At 70.3% G+C, this 21,479-nt stretch carries 19 protein-coding genes; 13 read left to right on the forward strand and 6 right to left on the reverse strand.

Annotated elements, in window-relative coordinates:
* Nucleotides 1-63: 63 nt before the first annotated feature.
* The 4 genes from ACIA76_RS26810 to ACIA76_RS26825 all read right to left on the reverse strand — a co-directional run bounded on the left by ACIA76_RS26810 (nucleotide 64) and on the right by ACIA76_RS26825 (nucleotide 4,754).
* The gene (locus tag ACIA76_RS26810) at nucleotides 64-912 is read right to left on the reverse strand and encodes a heme ABC transporter ATP-binding protein (protein ID WP_397155310.1); all 849 of its coding nucleotides are present in this window, start codon (nucleotides 910-912) and stop codon (nucleotides 64-66) included.
* Between the two features lie 133 nt (nucleotides 913-1,045).
* Entirely contained in the window at nucleotides 1,046-2,062 is a 1,017-nt protein-coding gene (locus ACIA76_RS26815) for a FecCD family ABC transporter permease (RefSeq protein ID WP_397155659.1), read from the reverse strand.
* 359 nt (nucleotides 2,063-2,421) lie between these two features.
* The gene (locus ACIA76_RS26820; protein ID WP_397155311.1) at nucleotides 2,422-3,477 is read right to left on the reverse strand and encodes a hemin ABC transporter substrate-binding protein; all 1,056 of its coding nucleotides are present in this window, start codon (nucleotides 3,475-3,477) and stop codon (nucleotides 2,422-2,424) included.
* A 314-nt stretch (nucleotides 3,478-3,791) separates the two neighbouring features.
* On the reverse strand, nucleotides 3,792-4,754 hold the full coding sequence (locus tag ACIA76_RS26825; protein ID WP_397155661.1) for an aldo/keto reductase: 963 nt from the start codon (nucleotides 4,752-4,754) through the stop codon (nucleotides 3,792-3,794).
* A gap of 191 nt (nucleotides 4,755-4,945) precedes the next feature.
* On the opposite strand from ACIA76_RS26825, the gene ACIA76_RS26830 reads away from it, so the two are divergent.
* The 4 genes from ACIA76_RS26830 (at nucleotide 4,946) to mshC (ending at nucleotide 8,490) form a co-directional block, all read left to right on the forward strand.
* Nucleotides 4,946-5,686 (forward strand): histidine phosphatase family protein, encoded by a 741-nt coding sequence (locus ACIA76_RS26830; protein ID WP_397155313.1) that lies wholly within the window; start codon nucleotides 4,946-4,948, stop codon nucleotides 5,684-5,686.
* 24 nt (nucleotides 5,687-5,710) lie between these two features.
* Nucleotides 5,711-6,298: a DUF3090 domain-containing protein gene (locus ACIA76_RS26835; protein WP_397155315.1), complete on the forward strand. Its 588-nt coding sequence runs from the start codon at nucleotides 5,711-5,713 to the stop codon at nucleotides 6,296-6,298.
* 4 nt (nucleotides 6,299-6,302) lie between these two features.
* Nucleotides 6,303-7,091, forward strand: coding sequence for an SCO1664 family protein (locus tag ACIA76_RS26840; RefSeq protein ID WP_397155317.1), 789 nt, complete (start codon nucleotides 6,303-6,305; stop codon nucleotides 7,089-7,091).
* Nucleotides 7,092-7,251: 160 nt separating this feature from the next.
* Nucleotides 7,252-8,490 (forward strand): cysteine--1-D-myo-inosityl 2-amino-2-deoxy-alpha-D-glucopyranoside ligase, encoded by a 1,239-nt coding sequence (gene mshC, locus ACIA76_RS26845; protein ID WP_397155319.1) that lies wholly within the window; start codon nucleotides 7,252-7,254, stop codon nucleotides 8,488-8,490.
* 188 nt (nucleotides 8,491-8,678) lie between these two features.
* Here the strand turns inward: mshC and ACIA76_RS26850 are convergent, their stop codons facing one another.
* Nucleotides 8,679-9,347, reverse strand: coding sequence for a TetR family transcriptional regulator (locus ACIA76_RS26850; protein ID WP_397155320.1), 669 nt, complete (start codon nucleotides 9,345-9,347; stop codon nucleotides 8,679-8,681).
* 78 nt (nucleotides 9,348-9,425) lie between these two features.
* Here ACIA76_RS26850 and ACIA76_RS26855 point away from each other — a divergent pair, with 78 nt between their 5' ends.
* The 3 genes from ACIA76_RS26855 to ACIA76_RS26865 all read left to right on the forward strand — a co-directional run bounded on the left by ACIA76_RS26855 (nucleotide 9,426) and on the right by ACIA76_RS26865 (nucleotide 13,274).
* A complete protein-coding gene (locus tag ACIA76_RS26855; RefSeq protein WP_397155322.1) occupies nucleotides 9,426-10,811 on the forward strand; it encodes an SRPBCC family protein in 1,386 nt (461 codons plus the stop codon).
* A 26-nt stretch (nucleotides 10,812-10,837) separates the two neighbouring features.
* Nucleotides 10,838-12,355 carry a crotonase/enoyl-CoA hydratase family protein gene (locus ACIA76_RS26860; protein ID WP_397155663.1) on the forward strand — a complete coding sequence of 506 codons (1,518 nt, stop codon included), beginning with the start codon at nucleotides 10,838-10,840 and terminating at the stop codon, nucleotides 12,353-12,355.
* Between the two features lie 76 nt (nucleotides 12,356-12,431).
* Complete coding sequence (locus tag ACIA76_RS26865; RefSeq protein ID WP_397155324.1) at nucleotides 12,432-13,274, forward strand: patatin-like phospholipase family protein; 843 nt, start codon at nucleotides 12,432-12,434, stop codon at nucleotides 13,272-13,274.
* A 64-nt stretch (nucleotides 13,275-13,338) separates the two neighbouring features.
* Here ACIA76_RS26865 and ACIA76_RS26870 read toward each other — a convergent pair whose 3' ends face one another.
* Nucleotides 13,339-15,210, reverse strand: a complete 1,872-nt coding sequence (locus tag ACIA76_RS26870; RefSeq protein ID WP_397155665.1) for an amino acid transporter — start codon at nucleotides 15,208-15,210, stop codon at nucleotides 13,339-13,341.
* 447 nt (nucleotides 15,211-15,657) lie between these two features.
* Here ACIA76_RS26870 and ACIA76_RS26875 point away from each other — a divergent pair, with 447 nt between their 5' ends.
* The 6 genes from ACIA76_RS26875 (at nucleotide 15,658) to ACIA76_RS26900 (ending at nucleotide 21,463) form a co-directional block, all read left to right on the forward strand.
* A complete protein-coding gene (locus tag ACIA76_RS26875) occupies nucleotides 15,658-16,923 on the forward strand; it encodes an MFS transporter (protein WP_397155667.1) in 1,266 nt (421 codons plus the stop codon).
* Nucleotides 16,924-17,043: 120 nt separating this feature from the next.
* Complete coding sequence (locus ACIA76_RS26880; protein ID WP_397155669.1) at nucleotides 17,044-18,402, forward strand: MFS transporter; 1,359 nt, start codon at nucleotides 17,044-17,046, stop codon at nucleotides 18,400-18,402.
* Between the two features lie 91 nt (nucleotides 18,403-18,493).
* Entirely contained in the window at nucleotides 18,494-19,153 is a 660-nt protein-coding gene (locus ACIA76_RS26885; RefSeq protein WP_397155326.1) for a response regulator transcription factor, read from the forward strand.
* Nucleotides 19,150-20,334: a sensor histidine kinase gene (locus ACIA76_RS26890; protein WP_397155328.1), complete on the forward strand. Its 1,185-nt coding sequence runs from the start codon at nucleotides 19,150-19,152 to the stop codon at nucleotides 20,332-20,334. Before ACIA76_RS26885 ends, ACIA76_RS26890 begins: the two co-directional genes overlap by 4 nt.
* Before the next feature lie 17 nt (nucleotides 20,335-20,351).
* A complete protein-coding gene (locus ACIA76_RS26895) occupies nucleotides 20,352-20,549 on the forward strand; it encodes an ATP-binding protein (protein WP_397155671.1) in 198 nt (65 codons plus the stop codon).
* Nucleotides 20,546-21,463: a TAXI family TRAP transporter solute-binding subunit gene (locus tag ACIA76_RS26900; RefSeq protein ID WP_397155330.1), complete on the forward strand. Its 918-nt coding sequence runs from the start codon at nucleotides 20,546-20,548 to the stop codon at nucleotides 21,461-21,463. The genes ACIA76_RS26895 and ACIA76_RS26900 overlap by 4 nt, the downstream gene beginning before the upstream one ends.
* Nucleotides 21,464-21,479 lie beyond the last annotated feature (16 nt).

Raw genomic sequence — 21,479 nt, forward strand, 5'->3', positions numbered from 1 at the left:
CCGCTCACTTCACTTCGTGCCGTTTGTCCCCGCGCCGGGATCATGGTCGTCCCGTGCGCCGGGTCAGCGCCGGACCGGCAGGACCAGTTGGGCGCCGGTGACGGGATGGTCGAGCACCTCGACGGGGTGTTGGTAGACGCCGGTGAGCAGTTCGGTGGTCAGGACCTTGCGGGGCGGTCCGGCGGCGATGAGGCGGCCGGTCTGCAGGACGGCGATGCGATCGGCGTAGGCGGCGGCCACGCCGAGGTCGTGCAGTACCACCACCACGGCCGCCCCGGCGGCGGCGCGGGCGCGGGCCAGATGCAACACCTGTTCCTGATGGCCGAGGTCCAGGGCCGCGGTGGGTTCGTCCAGGAGCAGTGTGTGGGTGTCCTGCGCGAGCACTCGCGCGAGTGCGACGCGGGCGCGTTCGCCGCCCGACAGTGCCGGAAACGGGCGTGCGGCAAGGTGTTCCACATCGGTGGCGGCCATGGCGGCGGCGATCGTGGTCTCGTCGAGGTCCTGGCGGGGGGTGCGCGCCCAGGGGGAGCGTCCCATGGCGACCACTTCGCGTGCGGTGAACGGGAATCCGACCAGATGGTTCTGCGGTAGCACCGCGCGGCGGCGTGCCATATCCACCGGTGTCCACGCGGTGATCGGGCGGCCGTCGAGTTCGACTGTGCCGGTGAGGGGTTCCAGTTCTCCCGACAGCGCCGCCAGCAGTGTCGACTTTCCGGCCCCGTTGGGGCCGACCAGTGCGAGGATCTGCCCGGCGACCACCTCGAGATCCACCGCGTCCAGCACACGGCGTCCCGCGCCGCGTTCGATCGCGACTCCGTGGGCGCGCACGGTGACGGTGCCGGGTTCGGGTGCGGCGGGGATGTCGTGGGCGCGGCCGAGGATGCCGTTCACTCGGCGGGCGAGGCTGTTCATCGCCGGTCTCCCGTCGTCGAGGCGACTGCGTGGTGATCCATCGGCCATGCGCCGCTGCGGGTTTCGCACGTACTCCGCTTTGCCGGTTTCCCTCTCGGGTCCGGAGGTGTTGGGCGAGTGTGGATTTCGCCGCTCATGCCCAGCCTCCCGATCGGGCGCGGGTGCGGCGCAGCAGCCAGAAGAAGAACGGGCCGCCGACCAGGGAGGTGAGCATGCCCAGGGGCAGATCGGCGTTGGCGACCAGGCTGCGGGCTCCGATATCGGCGGCCAGCAGCACGATCGCGCCGAGGATCGCCGACAGTGGGATCAGCGCGCGGTGCGCCGGGCCGACCAGCATGCGCACCACATGCGGCACGATCAGTCCGACGAACAGGACGATGCCGGTGAACGCGACCCCGGCGGTGGCGAGCACGGCGACGATCACGATCACGTTGCGCCGCAACCGTTCCACGTCCACGCCCAGATGCCGGGCGGCCGATTCACCCAGGGCGAGCAGATCCAGTCGCGGCGCGAGCAGCACCGCGGCGGCGATGCCGAGCCCGGCCAGCGGCGCGACGACCGCCACCGACTGCCAGGTGGCGCCGTTGAGGCTGCCCATCTGCCAGAACACGATCTGATCGCGCGCGGCGGGGCTCGCGGTGAACAGCAGAAACGACATGAGGCCACCGGCGAAGGCGTTGACCGCGACACCGGTCAGCACGAGTGTCACGGTTTCGGTGCGCCCGCCCGAGCGCGACAGCAGATACACCAGCAGGGTGGTGAGCAGTCCGGCCACGAATGCGCCCGCGGCGACCGACCAGGCCGCGGCGAACGCGCCGCCGATCACGATCACCACACCCGCGCCGGCCGCCGCGCCCGCGGAGACGCCGATGATGCCGGGTTCGGCGAGCGGATTGGCGAATACGCCCTGCAGCAGCGCGCCCGCGGTGGCCAGTGCCGCACCGACCAGCAGTGCCAGCGTCACGCGCGGGAAACGCACCTGCCACAACGTGACCTCACCGGCCGGATGATGCGGCAGCGGACCCCAATCCAGGCCGATCTTGTGCAGCACGCTGCCCGCGACCTCGAGCGGTGTGGTGGGCACCTGGCCGACGGCCGCGGAGATCACCGCCAGCAGCACCAGCAGTACGACGCCGACCACGCTCACGATCGCGACGCGCGACCAGCGGCGGCCCGGGAGGGTGGCGGTGACTTGCGCACCGGCGTCGGCGAATTCGGCCCGTGCGGGCGAATGCCGGTGATCGCCGGTCGCGGGAGTGTCGCCGGTGTCTGCCTCGGTGACCGATGCTTCTGTCCCCAACGGTGTATCGCCCGATGGTGTCTCGGTATCGCCGGTTCCGCCCTCCGGAGACGAGAGGTGTTCGCGCTCAGTCGGTTCCGGTGCGTCGACGTGATGGTTGCCGATGGGTGGGGCGGGTGACGGCACGCCGATGTCGGCGGTGGCCGATTCGGGGCCCGAATCGCCTTCGGGGGCGGCTTGTTTCGAGGTGTCCGGGTGATTGTGCTTGCTCATACCTGAATGCCGTAGAGGGCCTTGACGAGGGCGGCCAGGACGCGGCCGGTGTTGGGGCCGAAGCTGAGCAGGACGTTATCGGACATATCGATGACGTGTTTGCTGCGGCCGGCGGGGGTTTGGGCGAGGCCGGGGATCTTGGCCAGGCCGTCGACTCCGCCGATGGAGGCCAGCCCGTCGGTCATGACCAGGAAGGTATCGGGCGCGGCGCCGATCATGGCCTCGCTGGTGATGGGGACGAACGGTTGGGTCAATCCGACCGCGGTGCCCGCGTCGATGCCGCCCAGCGCGGTGATCAGCGCGTCGCCGCCGGAGCCGGGGCCGCCCATCATGGTGATCGCCGTCGAACGCAGGTACAGGAGCGCGATTTTCGGCTTCGGATCGCGGTGGGGCACCGCGGCGGTGGCGGCGGCGATCTCGTCGCGGGTGCGCTGGGCCAGTTTCTCGCCCTGGGCGGGCACGCCGAGCGCGGCGGCCACGGCCTGGATCTGCGGGATGACCCCGGCGAGGGTGCGTTCGGGATCGAACAGCACGACGGTGATGCCCAGTGCGCGCAGCTGGTCGCGCAGGACCGGGGTGGCGGTGATGGAGTCGGTGAGGAATACCGTGGGCCGTTGCGCGGCAACGGCTTCCACGCTGACGCTGCCGTTGCCGCCCGCGACGTTGGTGACCTGCTGCATGGCCGGGAACGCCGCGGAGGCGCGGCCGACCAGCTTATCGCCGAGCCCGAGCGCCCACACCGTCTGGGCCAGCGTGCCGCCGCGGTCGACGGCGATGATGCGACTGACGTCGGTGACGGTGACCTCACCGGCCTCGAAGGAGGGCACGGTCGCCGGCAGCACCGGCGTGGGCACGGTGCCCAGTGGCACCGGATTCGGATCGGCGAGGGTGGCCGTCGCGGGCCCCTGCCCCGCCCCCGCGCCACCGCTCTCGGAGCTCCCGCACGCGCTCACCCCCCCGACCAGCGCCACCGCGAGAACCGCGACCACAACTCGGACCGCCGATCGACTGCGTGGGGTGCGCGCGGATCGGGCGCGATCGAGACAGCTCATGAAGGCAAGCCTAAGAGGTCGTTGCCTGCTCCTATCGCCGACCCGCCCCACCCACCGGGACCGGGCGCACTTTCCCGTAACCCCGATCACCCCGGCTCCCTTCCGCAATCGTCCACCGGATCCATTGTGGCCGAATGGATTTCATATCCCTTGCCCTCGCGACCACGAACGGGCGCGATATCGCCGACCGTATGCCCACCCCTGCCGCCCGAGATCAAGGTCACCGGCGTCCAGGCCCGCGCACAGTCGATGTGGCTGCCCGGCGCCGAGGCGGGAACGGGAGGGGTGGGAAATCCTCGGCCGGACAGGGTCGTTCAGCCGCGGCTGACGTCGTCGAGGGCCGCGGCGATGGCGCGCGGGAGTTCGAGGGTTTCCGCGGCGAGGATGCCGGTGAGTTGGGCGATGTCGCGGGCGCCGATGATCATGCCGGCGACGGTGGGACGGTCCCGGATCCAGGCCAGGGCGACCGCCAGGGGGGAGGTGCCCAGGCCGTCGGCGGCGGTGACCAGGGCGTCGACGACGCGGGTGGCGCGCTCGTCGAGGCGGTCGCGGATCTCCGCGGCGGTTGCCTCGTCGGCGCCGCGGGAGTCCGCGGGCACGCCGTCGCGATACTTGCCGGTGAGGATGCCCCCGGCCAGGGCGGTCGTGGCGATCAGGCCGACGCCGTGATGCTGGGCGGCGGGCACGATATCGCGTTCGGGGCCGCGCGCGAGCAGTGAATAGGGCACCGCGGCGGCGGTGATCGGCGCGGCGGCGGCGAGGGTGGCCAGCTGCCAGGCGTTCACTCCGCGCGCCCCGGCGTAGCGGACCCGGCCCGAGCGCACCGCGTATTCCAGGGTGGTGGCGATCTCGTCGAGGGGGGTGTGCGGATCCCAGGCCGCGACACTCCAGATGTCGAGGTAGTCGGTGCCCAATTCGGCCAGGGTGTGGTCGAGTTGGCGCATGAGGGTGCGCCGGGAGGCGTCCACGGCCCAATGGATCTCCGCGGCGGGGGCGCCGGCGGGGTCGAGGACTCCGGGCACCGGTACCAGGCCCGCGCAGCCGGACAGCACCAGATCACCGCGCGGCACCAGCTCATCGATCAACCCGCCGAGGATGCGCTGGGAGGCGCCGCCGTGATAGGCGGGCGAGGTGTCCACCAGAGTGCCCCCGGCCTCGACGAACGCCACCAATTGCACCGCCGCGTCGTCGGCGTCGGTCTCCTTGCCCCAGGTGTGGGTGGCCAGCCCTATCCGCGACACCCGTAATCCACTTCGCCCGACCGCTCGCTGTTCCATCACCGCGCCCACACTTCCGTCACGGGGTAAGAGCCTAGGGCCCCAACCGGTTCGGGACCGGCTATGGGCCCGCGAACCGCCGGGGGCGATCGTGGTGGTAGGGCACCGCTTCCGGTGTGTTCGCTGCGAGATTGCACGCACCGCAGGATGTTCCGCCGCACCCCCTCACATGATCGCCTACGCTGGGTGCCATGACGGTGATCCTGCTGCGGCACGGGGTGTCGACCTCCAACACCGCGCGCACGCTGGCCGGGCGCAGTCCGGGGGTGGATCTGACCGACCGCGGACGCGAACAGGCCCAGGCGGTGGCCGCGCGGCTGGGCGCCCTGCCGATCGAGCTCATCGCCCATTCCCCGCTCGAGCGCTGTGCCCGCACGGTCGCGCCGCTGGCGCAGAAGCTGGGCCTGGAACCCGAACCGGATCAGGCGCTGGCCGAGGTCGACTACGGCGACTGGACCGGCCGGACGCTCGATGAGCTGGTCAAGGAGCCGCTGTGGGCGGTAGTGCAGCGGCATGCCTCCGCGGCGGTGTTCCCGGCCGGTGAGGGCCTGGCGCAGGTACAGCATCGGGCGGTGACCGCGATCCGTGCCCGCGACCGCGAGCTGGCCCAGCAACGTGGCCGCGATGTGCTGTGGGTGGCATGCTCGCACGGGGATGTGATCAAGTCGGTGCTGGCCGACGCGTTCGGGATCCATCTGGACGGATTCCAGCGGATCGTGGTCGAACCGGCCTCGCTCAGCGTCGTCCGATACACCCCGACCGCCCCGTTTGTCTGGCGGGTAAACGACACCGGCACCGATCTGTCGGCGCTGGCGGCAACTTCCGAGCAACGATCGGAGCAGCGGGCGGGACCGGTCCCCGGCGGGGAGGTGGGCGCGGCCGCGAGTACGGATAATGGGAATGCGGACCGCCCCGATTCGCGTAGTGAGTAGTGCAGCCGGTATCAGGAGGTGCAGATGGCCCGAGCAATCCATGTGTTTCGCACCCCCGATCGTTTCGTCGCCGGAACCGTCGGTGAACCAGGCGATCGCGCCTTTTATCTACAGGCCGTGCAGGAGCCCCGGGTGGTGAGCGTGCTGCTGGAGAAGCAGCAGGTGAAGGTGCTGGCCGATCGAATGGGGCTGTTACTGGACGAGGTGGCGCGCCGTTTCGGCGCGCCGGTGCCCCCGCAGGCGGACGAGGTCAACGACATCGCACCGCTGCAGACGCCGATCGACGCCGAATTCCGGGTCGGCACAATGGGTTTGGGCTGGGACGCCGATGCCGGTGCGGTGGTGGTGGAGCTGCTGGCGATCACCGAGACCGAGGTCGACGAATCGGTGGTGCTCGACGACACCGAGGAGGGCCCGGACGCGGTGCGGGTGTTCCTGACCCCGGTGCAGGCGCGGGAGTTCGCGTTACGCTCGACGAAGGTGATCGCCGCGGGCCGCCCGCCGTGCCCGCTGTGCGGGGAACCACTGTCGGTGAAGGGGCATATGTGCGTGCGTACCAACGGCTACAAACGCGGCGATATCTTCGGCGCGGCCGATCTCGAGGAGGACTGAGCCCGTGAGCACCGACGGCGACCCGTTCTACACCGGTGAGCTGTCGGTGATCGGGCGGGTCACCACCGCCAGCAATCTCACCCTGGTCTGCGATCTGGACGGCGTCGACGCGCGCGTGGTGTACAAGCCGGTGCGCGGGGAGCGCCCGCTGTGGGATTTCCCCGACGGCACCCTGGCCGGGCGGGAGGTGGCGTCGTATCTGGTGGCGCGGGCGCTGGGCTGGCCGGTCATCCCGGAGACGATTCTGCGCGACGGCCCGCTGGGGCCGGGGATGGTGCAGCGCTGGGTGGAATCGGTGGATTCCGGGCGCCGCGGACGGCTGGATCTGGTGGATCTGGTGCCGATCGGGGCGGTGCCCGCGGGATTCCGGGAGGTGTTGCGCGCGGTCGACGGCACCGGCGAGGAGGTGTCGCTGGTACACGCCGACGATCCGCGGCTGCGCCGGATGGCGGTGTTGGATGTGTTGCTCAACAACGCCGACCGCAAGGGCGGCCATGCCCTCGAGGGCATCGACGGCGGGGTTTATGGGGTCGATCACGGCATCTGCCTGCACAGCGAACCGAAGCTGCGCACGGTGCTGTGGGGGTGGGCCGGTGAGCCGATCGAGGACGAATCGCTCACCGATATCGCGGCTTTGGTCAAGGCGCTGCCCGGTGAGGTCGGCGACGGGCTGGCCGCGCATATCACCGATGCCGAGATCGAGGCGCTCGGTGCGCGGGGGCGGCAGGTGCTCGATGATCCGGTGCTGCCGCTGCCGGTCAGCGCGCGCCCGATCCCGTGGCCCGCGTTCTGATCCGGTGTGGATTGTCCGATATCGCGCGGCGTGATTGCAACTGTTGACTTTCGGCACGCACTGCCAATACGCAGGTCGTGCGGGTGTCCGAGGGTGGTGTGCGCCACGTGGCGACGGGGTCGCCGCGATGGTGTCTCGATCACCCCTTTACCCTCGAATCATGCAGTCCTGGTCCGAAATCCCTGTCCCGACCGTCCCCGGATCCGGACCGCCGTTGCGGTTGTACGACACCGCCGACCGGCAGGTGCGCCCGGTGACCCCGGGTGCGGTGGCCACCATGTACGTCTGCGGCATCACCCCCTATGACGCGACTCATCTCGGCCATGCCGCGACCTATCTGAGTTTCGATCTGGTCAACCGGATCCTGCGCGATGCCGGACATCAGGTGCATTACGTGCAGAACGTCACCGATGTCGACGATCCGCTGTTCGAACGCGCCGCCCGCGACGGGTTGGACTGGCAGGAACTGGGCAACCGCGAGATCGCGCTGTATCGCGACGATATGGCCGCGCTGCGGGTGCTGCCGCCGCGCGATTACGTGGGTGCGGTCGAATCGGTCGGCGAGGTCGTGGAATTGGTCGACAAGCTGTTGGCCTCGGGGGCGGCGTATGTGGTCGACGACGCCGAATTCCCCGATGTGTACTTCCGCCACGACGCCACCGAGCAGTTCGGCTACGAGTCCGGCTACGACCGCGCCACGATGGACCGGTTGTTCGCCGAACGCGGCGGCGATCCGGACCGGCCCGGTAAGCGCGATCCGATCGATGTGCTGCTGTGGCGGGCGGCGCGCCCGGGCGAGCCGTCGTGGCCGTCACCGTTCGGCGCGGGCCGCCCCGGCTGGCATATCGAATGCGCGGCGATCGCGCTCAACCGGATCGGCCCGGAGTTCGATATCCAGGGCGGCGGTAGCGATCTGATCTATCCGCATCACGAGTATTCCGCCGCGCACGCCGAGGCGCTGGTGGCCCATCGCCGCTTCGCCCGCCACTACGTCCACGCCGGGCTGATCGCGCTGGACGGGGAGAAGATGTCCAAATCGCGCGGCAATCTGGTCTTCGTCTCGAAACTGCGTGCGGCGGGGGTGGATCCGTCCGCGGTGCGCCTGGGCCTGTTCGCCGGGCACTACCGCGCCGACCGGGAATGGACCGACGCCGTCCTGTCCGAGGCCCAGGCCCGCCTGGAACGCTGGCGAAAGGCCGCGGCCCTGACCTCGGCCCCGGCCGCCGACGATACCGTGGCCCGCCTGCGCCAGCATCTGGCCGACGACCTCGACACCCCCAAAGCCCTGTCAGCGCTGGACAATTGGGCCACCCAGGCCCTGGACTACGGCGGCCCGGACCGGTCGGCCCCGGGCCTCGTCGGCCAGGCGGTCGACGCGCTGCTCGGCATCCGGTTGTAGGCGTGCGCTAGCGGTTTACCGCACTCGCGGCCCGGCTTCCGTCCGGGGCGGCTCGGCTTGTCCCCGCACCGTCCGGCCGCGCTTGTCCCCATACCGTCCGGGTGCGGCCCCAGTTGTCCCCGTACCGTCCGGGTGCGGCCCCAGTTGTCCCCGCGCCGTCCGCCCAGCGGGCGGTGCGGGGTCCGCGATCACCGCTGGGTCGCAGGGGGTTTCGCGGGGCCGGTGAGTATGGGGGCGATGGCGACGCGGGCGAGGTGGGCGACGGCCGTGGGGTCGGTGAGGTCGACGGCGAGGCTGGGGGCGAGCAGGTAGCCGAGGGTGACGTGGATGAGGGCGTCGGCCTGAGCGTCGGGATCGCCTGGGGGGAGTCGGTTTTCGGCCTGGGCGCGGGCGATGTGGGCGCGAACTCGGGCGTGGGCCGCGATGATGGGGGCGCGGTCGCCGTGGGTGAGGGCGTACAGGAGTTCGGCGCGGGGGGTGGGTCCGGCGGCCAGCAGGGGATGGCGGTGCAGGGACAGGCACAGCGCGAATCCGGCGGCGACCTGTTCGGCGGGGTCGTCGAGGGTGGCCAGCCGCGCGGCGAGAGTGTCGAGCAGGACAGTGATCTCGCGGGTGAGGGCGCGTTCGAACAGTTCGTCCTTACCGGCGAAGCGGCGGAACACCGTGGCGCGCCCGACCCCGGCCGCGGCGGCGACCTCGGCGATGGTGGCCGCGCGGGTGCCGCGCCGGGCCAGCACAGCGACGGCGGCGTCGAGGATGGCGGCGTCGGCATCGTCGGGTGAGGAATGGGCCCCGGCGAAGGCGCGCCCGGCCGCGCGGCGCAGCAGATTCGGCAGCGGCGCACCGGGCCTGGTCATCCGCGCTCCCTTCCGCACCCTTGACGGGTGAGACTATTGGACATCTAATGGTCTCACACTCGTCGAGGAGGTGGGATCGTGCCGGGCTTCGATCGAATTCGTGCCGCGCGCAAGCAGCTTCGCGCCGGGGCCGCGCTGCTGGTCGCGGTGCGCCGGGATCCGCGCATCGCCCGCGACCTGGTGACCGGGCTGCTGGGCGCCGAGGCGGCCGCACCACCGCCGGTCACCGATCGGCGGCTCCCGCCGGGTCTGGCGGAGTTCACCACGACCGCGCATGCCGAACAGGACATCGCCGCACCGGTCTCGACGGTCCAGGCCTATCTGAGCGATCTGGATCGGCTCGGCGACTGGTTCACCCTGCACACCGGTTGGCGCGGCGATCCGCCCGGCCCGGTGCGGGTGGGGCTCGAGTTCATCCAGCAGGCACAGGTGATGGGTCTGCCGGTCGATATCCGCTGGCATGTGCGGGCCGCGGACGAGCACGGCTTCGAATTGCGCGGCCAGGCCCCGCAGCAGGTGCGGCTGGGGTATTGGATCACGGTGTCGGGCACCGATTCTCGGACGTCGGTGGCCTTCGACGCGGGCGTGGCGGGCCCGCCGATCGACGGACCGCTGGGCGGATCGGTGGCGCGCAGCCTCGGTGAGGCGATGCGCGAATCGCTGGCACGATTGCCGGAGGCGATCGCCGCGGCCGGTCCGCTGAGCCCGCGGGTGGCGCGCGGGCCGGTGCGGCACGAGGCATCGGGTCGTGAGCTGGATCCGCGCACCCCGGTGCTGGTGGGCGCCGGTCAGTTCGTGGGCCGCACACCGGATCCCGGCTGTGATCCGGCCGAACTCGCCGCGCGGGCATTGCGGCGCGCCGCCGCCGATGCCGGGGGAGACGAGGCGCTGCTGCGCGGTGCGGACGCGGTATTCGCGGTGGCGTGCGCATCGTGGCAGTACCGGGATCTGGGCGCCGCGGTGGCGGCGCGGATCGGCGCGGGCGCGGTGGATACCTTGCAGTCCAGCAGTTTCGGCGGGGACGGCGGGCAGCTGGTGATCAACGAGGCCGCCGCTGCGATCGCCGCGGGCGACTACGAGATCGTGCTGATCACCGGCGCAGAAGCGGGCGCCACCCAGGCCGCCGCACACCGCGACGGGCTCGAATTGTCCTGGCCGGTACAGGATTCCGCGGTCGCCCCGACGCGCACCGTCGGGATCGATAAGCCCGCCAACAACGCCGCGGAGACCGCGGCCGGGCTGATCGCCCCGATCAACATGTACGCGCTGCTGGAATCGGCCAACCGCCATCACCTCGGCCTGGGCGTCGACGAGCACGCCGCGGTGATCGCGGGCCTGTGGTCGCGGCGGACAACGAATACGCCTGGCAGCCACAGCGATTCAGCGCCGCGGAGATCGAGAAGACCTCCCCGGACAATCGCATGGTGTCCACGCCCTACACCAAACTCGAATGCGCCAACCTGACCGTCGATATGGCCAGTGGCCTGGTGATGTGCAGTGCCGCCGCCGCGCAGGCCGCCGGAATCGCCCAGGACCGCTGGGTATTCCTGCACGCCGGCGCGTCCGGGCACGACGAATGGTTCACCAGCGAACGCGCCGAATTGGCCGCCTCCCCGGCGATCCGCACCCTCGGCGCGGCGGCGCTCGCGCACGCGGGGATCGGTGTGGACGCGCTGGCGCATGTGGATCTGTACGCGTGTTTCCCGGTGGCGGTGCAGATCGCGGCACGCGAATTGGGTTTACCTCTCGACGATCCCGCGCGGGAGTTGTCGGTGACCGGCGGGCTGACCTTCGGCGGCGGTCCGGGCAACAACTACGGCGGGTATGCGGTGGCGACGCTGGTGCGGCGGCTGCGCGCGGATCCGGGCAGCTACGGGCTGGCGACGTCGCTGGGCTGGTATGTCACCAAACACGCGCTCGGGGTGTACTCCACCGAGCCGCCGCGACAGCCGTATCGGCATCTGACTCCGATCATCGATCATGCCCCGGCGCGCCCGGCGCGCAGCGATATCGACGGCCCGGCGGTGGTGGAGGCCTACACCGTTCCCTACACCCGCGACGGTGTGCCCGAGGCGGCGGTACTGAGCCTGATCACCGGCGCCGGTGAGCGAATCCTGGTGCGCAGCACCGATTCCGCCACCATCACCGCATGCCTGGACCGCGACTTGCTGGGACTGGCGGTGACGGTATCCGGCGGCGCGCTCACTATCGATGGCGAGCACCGCGTGCCGCTGCCCGCACCACCGGAACCACCGGTACTCGTCGAGCGCCGCGGCCCGGTCACGATCATCACCGTCAACCGGCCGCACGTGCGCAATGCGATCAATCTCGCGGCGGCGGTGGGTATCGAGCGGGCGTTGGACGCGTTCGAGGCGGATGCGGGCGCGCAGGTGGCGATCCTCACCGGCGCGGGCGGCTACTTCAGCGCGGGTATGGATCTGAAAGCCGCCGCGCGCGGGGAGGTCCCGATGACCGAGGGGCGCGGCCCGCTCGGCATCGCGGCCCGCCCGCCGGTGAAACCGCTCATCGCGGCGGTGGAGGGCCCGGCGCTGGCCGGGGGATGCGAACTGGCGCTGTCGGCGGATCTGGTGGTGGCGGCACGGGATTCGACATTCGGCATCCCCGAGGTCAAACGCGGTCTGGTCGCCGTCGGCGGCGGAGTGTTGCGACTGGCGCAGCGGCTGCCGCGCGCGATCGCGATGGAACTGGCACTGACCGGCGACCCGATCACCGCGGACCGCGCGGCGCACCTGGGTCTGGTCAACGAGGTCGTCGAACCCGGCACCGCACTCGAGGCCGCGCTGGCGCTGGCGCAGCGGATCGCGGTGAACGCACCGCTGAGCATCGCCGCCAGTAAACGCATCATCGACGCGTCCCCGGACTGGACCACGACCGAATCGTTCACCCGCCAGGGCGAAGCGGCCGCACCCGCGCTGTCCTCGCGCGATGCCACCGAGGGGGTGCTGGCGTTCGCGCAGAAGAGACCGCCGGTCTGGCAGGGCCGCTGAACAGGACCGCCCTGAGTCATCCTGCGGTGTGCCACTGCCCGCGGTGGGCCTATACCCGATGGGTAGGGTGGTGATCATGCCGGAGCCCGTGTCGCCCACTTCTGCTCGGATCGCGCTCGTGCTGGGTGGAGGTGGTCTGGTCGGATTGGCATGGCTGGCAGGGCTGGCCGGCGGGCTACGCACGCATCGGGTGGATCTGGCGGCGGCGGATCGGTTCGTCGGCACCTCCGCGGGGGCGATCGTGGCGGCGGTGCTCGCCGGCGGTGGCGACCCGTCGAGTGTGCTGACCCCGCCGCGCGCGGGCGGCGAAGAGCTGCCCGCGTCGCGACCGATCGGCGAGGTGTTCGCACCGCTGCGGGAGCCGGGTCTGGATCTGGCGGCCGCGCGCCGGAAGGTGGGGCAGTTGGCGCTGGCCGCGCAGCCCGGTGATCCGAGCGAACATATCGCCTGGATGGCGGCGCTGGTGGGCGATAAGCCGTGGCCGCGAACGGATCTGGTGATCACCGCGGTCGACATCGAGGACGGCGAGTTGCGCGGCTGGACCGCGGCGGACGAGGTGCCGCTGGCGCTGGCGCTGGCGGCGAGCAGCGCCGCGCCCGGGGTGCTGCCGCCGATCCCGATCGGTGCGCACCGCTACATCGACGGCGGGATCGGCTCCCCGATCAACGCGCATCTGGCCGCGGGCGCGGATCTGGTCGTCATCGTCGAACCGCTGGCGCATCGGTTCGGGCATCTGCCGTCCGACGGTGATCTGGACGGCGCGACCGCGGTATCGATCGTGCCGGACACCATGTCCATCGCCGCGTTCGGCCCGGACGTGTTCAACCCCGCCGCGCAAGCCCCGGCTTATGAATCCGGTGTGCGCCAGGCCGAGGCGGCCGCGACGATCCTGTGCGACTCGGGCTGGCCCGCGCTCTGAGAGGACCGGCCTGTCGCGAAACCCGCTGAGACGGAACAGATTACACGAGCCGACGAGCCTGTGTTCAGGAGTCGACGTGCACGTGCGGACGCTGATGCGGGTCGGCGACCGCGCGGCGCAGGATCTCCCGGGTGACCGGCGCGACCTCGCCTTCCCCGACGAACAGGAACTTCAGCAGGTTCACGATCGGATTGCCTTCGGTCCATTCGAAATACACGTGCGGGTTCAGGCCGGTGCGGTGGCGGATGGCCAGCAGGATCGCGGCGATGGAGTTGGGCACCGCCGCGGCCTCCACCGACAGCACCTGGTAATGATCGATCTCGATGCCCTGGACATGCAGGTCGGTGGAGAATTCGGAGGCGTCCTTGACGATCACCTCGAGGAACAGGATCGGATCTCCGACGGGGATATGGCTTTCCAGCCGCTGCTCGGTCTCCTTCTCCCGATAGTCGTCGGGGTGGCGGATGTCCTCGGCCTCCCGGTCGTGGGTGACCACGCGGATGCTGCCGCTGGCCGCGATCTTGTCGATCAGCCAGGCCGCGCGCTCATCGAAGTCGACCTCGATCGCGCGCAGCTCGAAGGCGCGGCGCGCGCGTGAGGCGAACGACACCACGATGATGGTCACGATGAACAGCGACGCCAGCTGCACACCCTCGGGCCGTTCGAAGATGTTGGCGATGGTGGTGTAGACGAATACCGCTGTCACCACGCCGAATCCGATGGTTTTACCGCGTTCGCGGTGATGGGCCGCCGAGAGGGTGACCGCGACCGCGGCGGAGGTGATCAACACCAGCACCCCGGTGGCGTACGCGCCGCCCTGGGCGTCGACATCGGCGTCGAAGTACCAGGTGATGCCGAAGGCGATGAGCGCGAACACCAGGACCAGCGGCCGGGTGGCACGCGCCCATTCCGGCGCCATCCCGAAGCGCGGCAGATACCGCGGCACCAGATTCAACAGCCCCGCCATCGCCGAGGCCCCCGCGAACCACAGGATCGCGATGGTGGAGATGTCGTAGACGGTGCCGAAACCGTCGCCGAGGTAGGTGTGCGCCAGATACGCCAGCGCCCGCCCATTGGCCGAACCGCCCGTCCGGAACTGGTTTTCCGGGATCAGTACGACGGTGATGAAGCTGGACACGATCAGGAAGCCGCTCATGATGACCGCGGCGGTGGTGAGCAGTTTATGGGTGCCCACGATGCGGGTGCGCGGATTGTCCTCGGATTCGCCGGGGGCGCTGGTGATTTGGGGCATCACCGCGACTCCGGTCTCGAAGCCGGACAACCCCAGCGCCAGTTTCGGGAACACCAGCAGCGAAATCCCGATCATCGCCGCGATATTGCCGTGCTGGGCGGTCATGGCGTGGGTCCAGTCCACCACCAGCCCACTGGCGGTGGCCACCTCGTACAACCCGACCGCCGCGACCACCAGATTCAACGCCAGATACGTGCCGACCAGCACGACCGCCACCCCGATGGCCTCGGCGAAACCCTTGAGGAAGATCGCGGCCAGCAATGCCAGCAGCACGAGGGTGATCGGCAACGCATGCCCGCGCAACACCTCGGGCACATACGGATTCTCCACGATATGCGCGGCGCCGTCGGCCGCCGACAGCGTCATGGTGATCACGAAATCGGTGGCCGCGAATCCGAGCAGCACAAGAATGAACAGCTTGCCCGTCCAGCGCGGCAGGATCGCGGCGAACATCGCCAATGATCCGCCGCCGTGCGGGGATTCGACCGCCACCCGCCGATACACCGGCAACGCCCCCAGCAGGGTCAAGCCCACCAGCACCAGTGTCGCCAGCGGCGAGAGCACCCCGGCGGCGAGCGCGGCGATGCCCGGCTGATAGCCGAGGGTGGAGAAGTAGTCGACACCGGTCAGGCACATCACCCGCCACCACGAGCGCTGATGCCGGGTTTCGGCGGCCTTGACCATCGGCCCGGGATGGCGGGAGTAGCGATCGTCGTCGGCGCCCTGCAGCAGCCAGGCCGCCACACTCGAACGGCGCGACCGACGCCGGTCGGCGGTCGTGGTCACGTGATGCCCCTTCGGGTGATCGTCCGGTGCATCCGGAACTGCGACACGGTCGGGGAGTCAATGTACGCGTCGCATAAGCGCACTCCCGGAGCGAGCCCGACCCCGCCACGAAACCTGTGTGACCACTGTCATATTCGCGGCCGTCGCCGCTGGTCGCCCGGTACGCCGATCGACCGTCGAGACAGTGGTCGTTGTTTGCCTCACTGTCGAACCGGGTAGTCGACGGTGTCAGCTACCTGTTCGCATCCCGAACCGGTGACAAGAAGTGTTCGACCCAGGGAAGAGGAACGCGTGACCTCCCGCGACCCACAACCACAGCTTCGACGATCCGTGGCCGCCGCGGCGATGGGAAATGCGACCGAGTGGTACGACTACGGCGTCTACGCCGCCACCGCCGGCTACCTCACCCACGCATTCTTCCCCGGCAGCCTCGGCACCCTGGGCACGCTGCTCGGCTTCGCCATCTCGTTTCTGCTGCGCCCGCTCGGTGGAATGGTGTGGGGCCCGCTCGGCGACCGCGTCGGCCGTAAAGCGGTGCTGGCCACCACGATTCTGCTGATGGCCGGGGCCACCGGCCTGATCGGCCTGCTGCCCAGTCACGCGGTGGCGGGGGTGACGGCCCCGATCCTGCTGATCGCGCTGCGTGTCGTGCAGGGCTTCTCCACCGGCGGCGAATACGGCGGCGCGGCAACCTATCTCGCCGAATCCGTCGACGACCGCCGCCGCGGCTTCTTCGGCAGCTTCCTCGAATTCGGCACCCTGTGCGGTTTCGTCGGCGGCTCGGCGGTCGTGCTGCTGATGCAGGTGGTGCTCGACGACGATCAGATGCAGGCCTTCGGCTGGCGGATACCGTTCCTGCTGGCGGTGCCGCTCGGGCTCATCGGCTGGTATCTGCGCAGCCGCCTGGACGAATCCCCGGTATTCACCGAATGCGCCGCACAGGACAAACCCAGCGGCGGACTGCTCACACTCATCACCGACTACCGCCGCGAACTGCTCACCCTCGCCGGGTTGGTCATCGCCCTCAACGTCGTCAACTACACGTTGCTGGCCTATATGCCGACCTATCTGAACAAGACGATCGGCATGTCCAGCACCCAGACCACGGCGATGGTGTTGATCGGGCAGCTGACGATGGTGCTGGTGATGCCGCTGTCGGGCGGGCTGTCGGACAAGGTGGGGCGGCGCCCGATGTGGCTGGTATCGCTGATCGGGCTCGCGGTGCTGGCCATCCCGATGTATTGGCTGATGGGCCGCGGAATGGGCTGGGCCATCACCGGATTCGTGGTGCTGGGCCTGTTGTACGTGCCGCAGCTGTCCACCATCTCCGCGACCTTCCCGGCGATCTTCCCCACCCATGTGCGCTATGCCGGATTCGCGCTGTCCTACAACGTGTCCACCGCGGCGTTCGGCGGCACCGCGCCGCTGGTCGACGAATGGGTCATCGACCGCACCGGCTGGGTGCTGTTCCCCGCCTTCTACACCGTCGCCGCCTGTCTGGTCGGGTTGTGCGCGTGGATGTTCCTGCGCGAGACCGCCGGGGCGTCACTGCGTGGCACCGAGGTCCCCGAGACCACCGACGAGCTGGAAGCGGTATCCCCACTGTCTTAAGACAATGTTAGAAATCCGGACGGGGCCTCGCGCACCGATCACCCGGCCCGACACAGTGGTCGCAGCAACGGATGCGCGCCGCGCGTCCAGTGGGGAGGTCAGGTGAGTTCGGGCCAGCCGATGAGCGAACGCCGCGTCGTCGCCAATGTTCTGCGCGGATCGATCGGCAATCTCGTCGAATGGTACGACTGGTATGTCTACACCGCGTTCAGCGTGTACTTCGCGAAAACGTTCTTCCCCAAGGGCGATTCCACCGCGCAGCTGCTGTCCACCGCCGCGGTGTTCGCCGTCGGATTCCTCATGCGCCCGATCGGCGGCTGGCTGCTGGGCCGCTACGCCGACCGCTTCGGCCGCCGCGCCGCGCTGACCCTGACGGTCACCGTGATGGCCGCCGGATCGCTGCTGATCGCACTCACCCCCGGCCACCAGAGCATCGGCGTCGCCGCACCCGTGCTGCTGCTGATCGCCCGCCTGCTGCAGGGACTGTCGGTCGGCGGCGAATACGCCACCAGCGCGACCTATCTGTCGGAGGTGGCCACCGCCGGTAAACGCGGTTACTACTCCAGCTTCCAATACGTCACCCTCGTCGGCGGGCAACTGGTGGCGCTCGCGGTGCAGATCGTGCTGCAATACGCGCTCACCGATGCGCAGATGGACAGCTGGGGCTGGCGCATCCCGTTCCTCATCGGCGCCGGGGCCGCGATCGTGGTGATGCTGTTGCGGCGCAGTATGGACGAATCCGCGGCCTTCGACGCCGAGGCACGGGAGCTGTCGACGGTCGTGAACTCACCCGGCGACGCCGCGGTCGTCGCGCCGGCCACCAGCGAGGGGCGCGGCTCCCTGCGCGTGCTGGCGCGCTACCCGCGTGAATGCGTGCTCGTGGTCGGGCTGACCCTCGGCGGCACGATCGCCTTCTACACCTACACCACCTATATGCAGAAGTTCATGATCAACACCTCCGGTATCGCCAAACCGACGGCGGCCTGGATCAACTTCTGCGCCCTGCTGGTGTTCGTGATCGTGCAACCGATCGCCGGGGCGCTGTCCGACCGCATCGGCCGCCGGGCGCTGTTGATCTTCTTCGGCGTCGCGGGCACCGTATGCACCGTCCCGATCATGACCGTGCTCGGCCACACCCGAAATCCGTTCGCCGCCTTCGCGCTGATGATGGTCGCCCTGATCATCGTCTCCGGCTACACCTCCATCAACGCGATCGTCAAGGCCGAGCTGTTCCCCACCAAGGTCCGCGCCCTCGGCGTCGGCCTGCCGTACGCGCTGACCACCGCCGTCTTCGGCGGCACCGCGGAGACCATCGCCCTGCGCCTGAAGCAGATCGGCCACGAATCGCTGTTCTTCTGGTACGTCTCCGGTGCCATCCTCGTCTCGCTGCTCACCTATTGGTTCATGCGCGAAACCTCCACCGATTCGCCGCTGGACGCCGAACACGCCGCCGCCGACCCGGTCCGCGCCCGCCGCTGAAGCGCTCCCACCGGCGTTTTCGCGTATCCGCCCCGCCGGGGCGCTACCATCGCAGCTCGAACGAATACGGACGAACTGGAGATTCGGCGCGGTGCGGTTGGCAGTGGTCGAGGACGACGACGGCGTGGGCGACGCCTTGGTGGAGGCCCTGTCCGCGCGCGGGCACGAGGCGCGCCGCATGCGTCGCGGCGCGGATCTACTCATCGCCCACCGCGGCTACGACGCGGTCATCCTCGACCTCGGCCTGCCCGACGCCGACGGCCTGCACATCCTGCGGCAACTGCGCGAGGTCAATCCCGTGCCGGTGGTCATCCTCACCGCCCGCAGCGACGAACGGTCCATCGTGCGCGGATTACGCGGCGGCGCCGACGATTACATGATCAAACCACCCCGTATCGCCGAACTTCTCGCCCGCCTGGAGAACGTCACCCGCCGCGCCGTCGCCGCGACCGAACCACCGCAGCAACTCGTGCTCACCGGCGATGTCCGCGTCGACCTCACCGCCCGCCGCGTCGAGGTGGGTGGCGCCCCGATCATGTTGACCGCCAAGGAATTCGAACTCGTCGAGGCCCTCGTCGAACGTCCCGGCGCCGCGGTGAGCCGCCAGCAACTCATGGACCGCATCTGGGGCGACGCCTTCGTCGCGGTGTCGCGCTCGCTGGACGTGCACATGGCCGGGTTGCGCCAGAAACTGAACCGCCCCGGCCTGATCACCACCATTCGCGGCTACGGATACCGCTGGGGCGAATGAGACGACGACTGCTGGCGGCGCTGACCGTATTCGCCACCATCGCGGTACTCGCCTTCGCCGCCCCGCTGTGCTCCATCGAGGCCACCAGCCGCACCCAGCAGCTCCTGCTGGGCCGCAGCGCCGACGCCGACTGGTTCGCCTCCCTCGCCGACACCGCGGCCACCACCGGTGACACCCATGCCTTGGCCGCGGAAGTCGGCCGCTACCACCAGCTCTACGGCGAACCGGTCCTCATCGTCGACGCCCGCGGCCAGGCCCTCGTCAACGCCGGAGTCGATCCCGCCGACCCCGAGGTCCAGGCGGCCCTCGCCGCCGCCCGCCGCAACCAGCGTCCCGCCCCGATCGCGCAACTGCTGCCGTGGACACCCGATGCCGTCCTGATCGCCCGGCCGCTGGGCTCCGGTGTCCAGGTCGACGGCGCGGTGGTCATCCAGGCCTCCACCGCGGCCGCCCGCGCCGATATCCTGCGCACCTGGGGCATCGTCGGCGGCGGCGCGCTCGCGGCGATGGCACTGTTCACCGCGCTGGCGCTGCTGCTGGCGCGCTGGGTGCTGCGGCCGCTCAACGAATTGTCCACCGCGGTGGCCGCATTGACCGCGTCCCTGCCCACCCCACGCCACCCCGTCGCACCCATCACCCGTCACCACCGCGGCCCCCCGGAGATCCTCGCCGTCGCCGAATCGGTCGACACCATGGCCGCCGCCGTCGTGGATTCCCAGCGCGCCCAACGTCAACTCGTCGCCGACACCGCCCACGCCATGCGTAACCCGTTGGCCGCGTTGACCATTCGCCTGGATTCCCTGCAACCGGCGATTCCGGACCAGGCCGCACCGACCTTCCGCGGCGCGGTCACCGAGGCCGACCGGCTCACCGCCCTGCTGGACGGACTGCTGTCCCTCGCCGTCGCCGAGGCCGATCCGGAACTCGACCACCCCGCCGACATCGACAACCATTGCGCGCCCGCGCAAGTGATCTGCGACCGAATCGACGCCTGGCACACCGCCTTCGACCGCTCCGGCCTGCGCCTGACCGCCGACCCCGGCGCCGCGCCCGATATCGCCGTCCCCGCCGCGGTTCTCGCCCGGATACTCGACGTCGCGCTCAGCAATGCGAGCCGCTACGCCGGCCAGGGGCTCATACGCACCTGTCGGCCGCCGCCACCCCTGACACCGTCACCCTGACCGTCGCCGACAATGGAATCGGCGTCCCCGACGCCGAATTGGACAGACTCACCACCCGCTTCTACCGGGGCTCCACCGCGCGGGCCACCGGATCCGGCCTCGGCCTCCCCATCGCCGCCGCCCTGACCGTCTCCCATCAGGGCCGCCTCACCGTGCGCGCGGTGCGCCCGCACGGCCTGGCCGTAGACATCGAACTCCCGGCGGCCCCACGATGACTCGCCTCGGTCGTCGCGGATTCCTCACCGCCACCGCGGGTTTCGGCGCGGCCCTGCTCACCGGCTGCGCTACCGACGCCCCGCCCACCGTGCGACTGGCGGCGGGGGAGGTGGGCGGTTTCTACGACGCCTTCACCGCGCTGCTGGCCGATGCGGCCGCCGCCACCGGCACCCTGCACATCGAACCGGTCACCACCATGGGGTCGCTGGAGAACCTCGAGATGCTCACCCGCGGTGAGGTCGATGCCGCCCTCACCCTCGCCGACGCCGTCCACTCCGCACCCGGACGCCTCGTCGCCCTCGGCCGCGTCTACGAGAACTACCTGCAACTGGCCGTCCGTGTCGACGGTCCCATCGGTGCGGTCGCCGACCTGCGCGGCACGCGAATCAGCCTGGGCGCTCCGGGATCCGGGGCCACGCTCACCGGTGAACGACTCCTGCGCGCCGCGGACTTGAATCCGGGCAGCGATGTCACCCTCACCCACCTGGCCCTGCGCGATGCCGTCACCGCGATCGCCGACGGCAACGCCGACGCCCTGCTGTGGGCGGGCGGTGTCCCCACCGGGATCCTCGACGTCCCGCATACCCTGCGCCTGATCGATATGGGCGCCCTCGTCCGACCGATGCGCGACCGCTTCGGCTATCTCTACGACCGCGTCGTCATTCCCGCCGACGCCTATCCCGGCGCCCCCGCCGTACCCACCATCGGCGTGGCCAACCTGCTCGTTACCACCGACACTCTCGCCCCCGCCCTCGCCGACGTCCTCACCGAACTGCTCATCACCCGCGCCGACCGCCTCGTCCCCGCCGTCGCCGCGGGCACCCAATTCCTCGATGTCCGCTCCCTCATCGGCACCGACGGCGTCCCGCTGCACCCGGGCGCGGCCCGCGTCTACCGCCGCTACCACGGCTGACCCATCGAAACGCGCA

It is taken from the genome of Nocardia sp. NPDC051570 (assembly GCF_044454005.1).
In the GTDB taxonomy this organism is placed as follows: domain Bacteria; phylum Actinomycetota; class Actinomycetes; order Mycobacteriales; family Mycobacteriaceae; genus Nocardia.

What these genes read in the sequence shown, in the direction of transcription:
- ACIA76_RS26810 (WP_397155310.1), bottom strand. Translation starts at nt 912, where the DNA reads ATGAACAGCCTCGCCCGCCGAGTGAACGGCATCCTCGGCCGCGCCCAC.
- ACIA76_RS26820 (WP_397155311.1), bottom strand. Translation starts at nt 3,477, where the DNA reads ATGAGCTGTCTCGATCGCGCCCGATCCGCGCGCACCCCACGCAGTCGA.
- ACIA76_RS26825 (WP_397155661.1), bottom strand. Translation starts at nt 4,754, where the DNA reads ATGGAACAGCGAGCGGTCGGGCGAAGTGGATTACGGGTGTCGCGGATA.
- ACIA76_RS26830 (WP_397155313.1), top strand. Translation starts at nt 4,946, where the DNA reads ATGACGGTGATCCTGCTGCGGCACGGGGTGTCGACCTCCAACACCGCG.
- ACIA76_RS26835 (WP_397155315.1), top strand. Translation starts at nt 5,711, where the DNA reads ATGGCCCGAGCAATCCATGTGTTTCGCACCCCCGATCGTTTCGTCGCC.
- mshC (WP_397155319.1), top strand. Translation starts at nt 7,252, where the DNA reads ATGCAGTCCTGGTCCGAAATCCCTGTCCCGACCGTCCCCGGATCCGGA.
- ACIA76_RS26850 (WP_397155320.1), bottom strand. Translation starts at nt 9,347, where the DNA reads ATGACCAGGCCCGGTGCGCCGCTGCCGAATCTGCTGCGCCGCGCGGCC.
- ACIA76_RS26860 (WP_397155663.1), top strand. Translation starts at nt 10,838, where the DNA reads ATGTGCAGTGCCGCCGCCGCGCAGGCCGCCGGAATCGCCCAGGACCGC.
- ACIA76_RS26865 (WP_397155324.1), top strand. Translation starts at nt 12,432, where the DNA reads ATGCCGGAGCCCGTGTCGCCCACTTCTGCTCGGATCGCGCTCGTGCTG.
- ACIA76_RS26870 (WP_397155665.1), bottom strand. Translation starts at nt 15,210, where the DNA reads ATGGTCAAGGCCGCCGAAACCCGGCATCAGCGCTCGTGGTGGCGGGTG.
- ACIA76_RS26875 (WP_397155667.1), top strand. Translation starts at nt 15,658, where the DNA reads ATGGGAAATGCGACCGAGTGGTACGACTACGGCGTCTACGCCGCCACC.
- ACIA76_RS26880 (WP_397155669.1), top strand. Translation starts at nt 17,044, where the DNA reads ATGAGCGAACGCCGCGTCGTCGCCAATGTTCTGCGCGGATCGATCGGC.
- ACIA76_RS26890 (WP_397155328.1), top strand. Translation starts at nt 19,150, where the DNA reads ATGAGACGACGACTGCTGGCGGCGCTGACCGTATTCGCCACCATCGCG.
- ACIA76_RS26900 (WP_397155330.1), top strand. Translation starts at nt 20,546, where the DNA reads ATGACTCGCCTCGGTCGTCGCGGATTCCTCACCGCCACCGCGGGTTTC.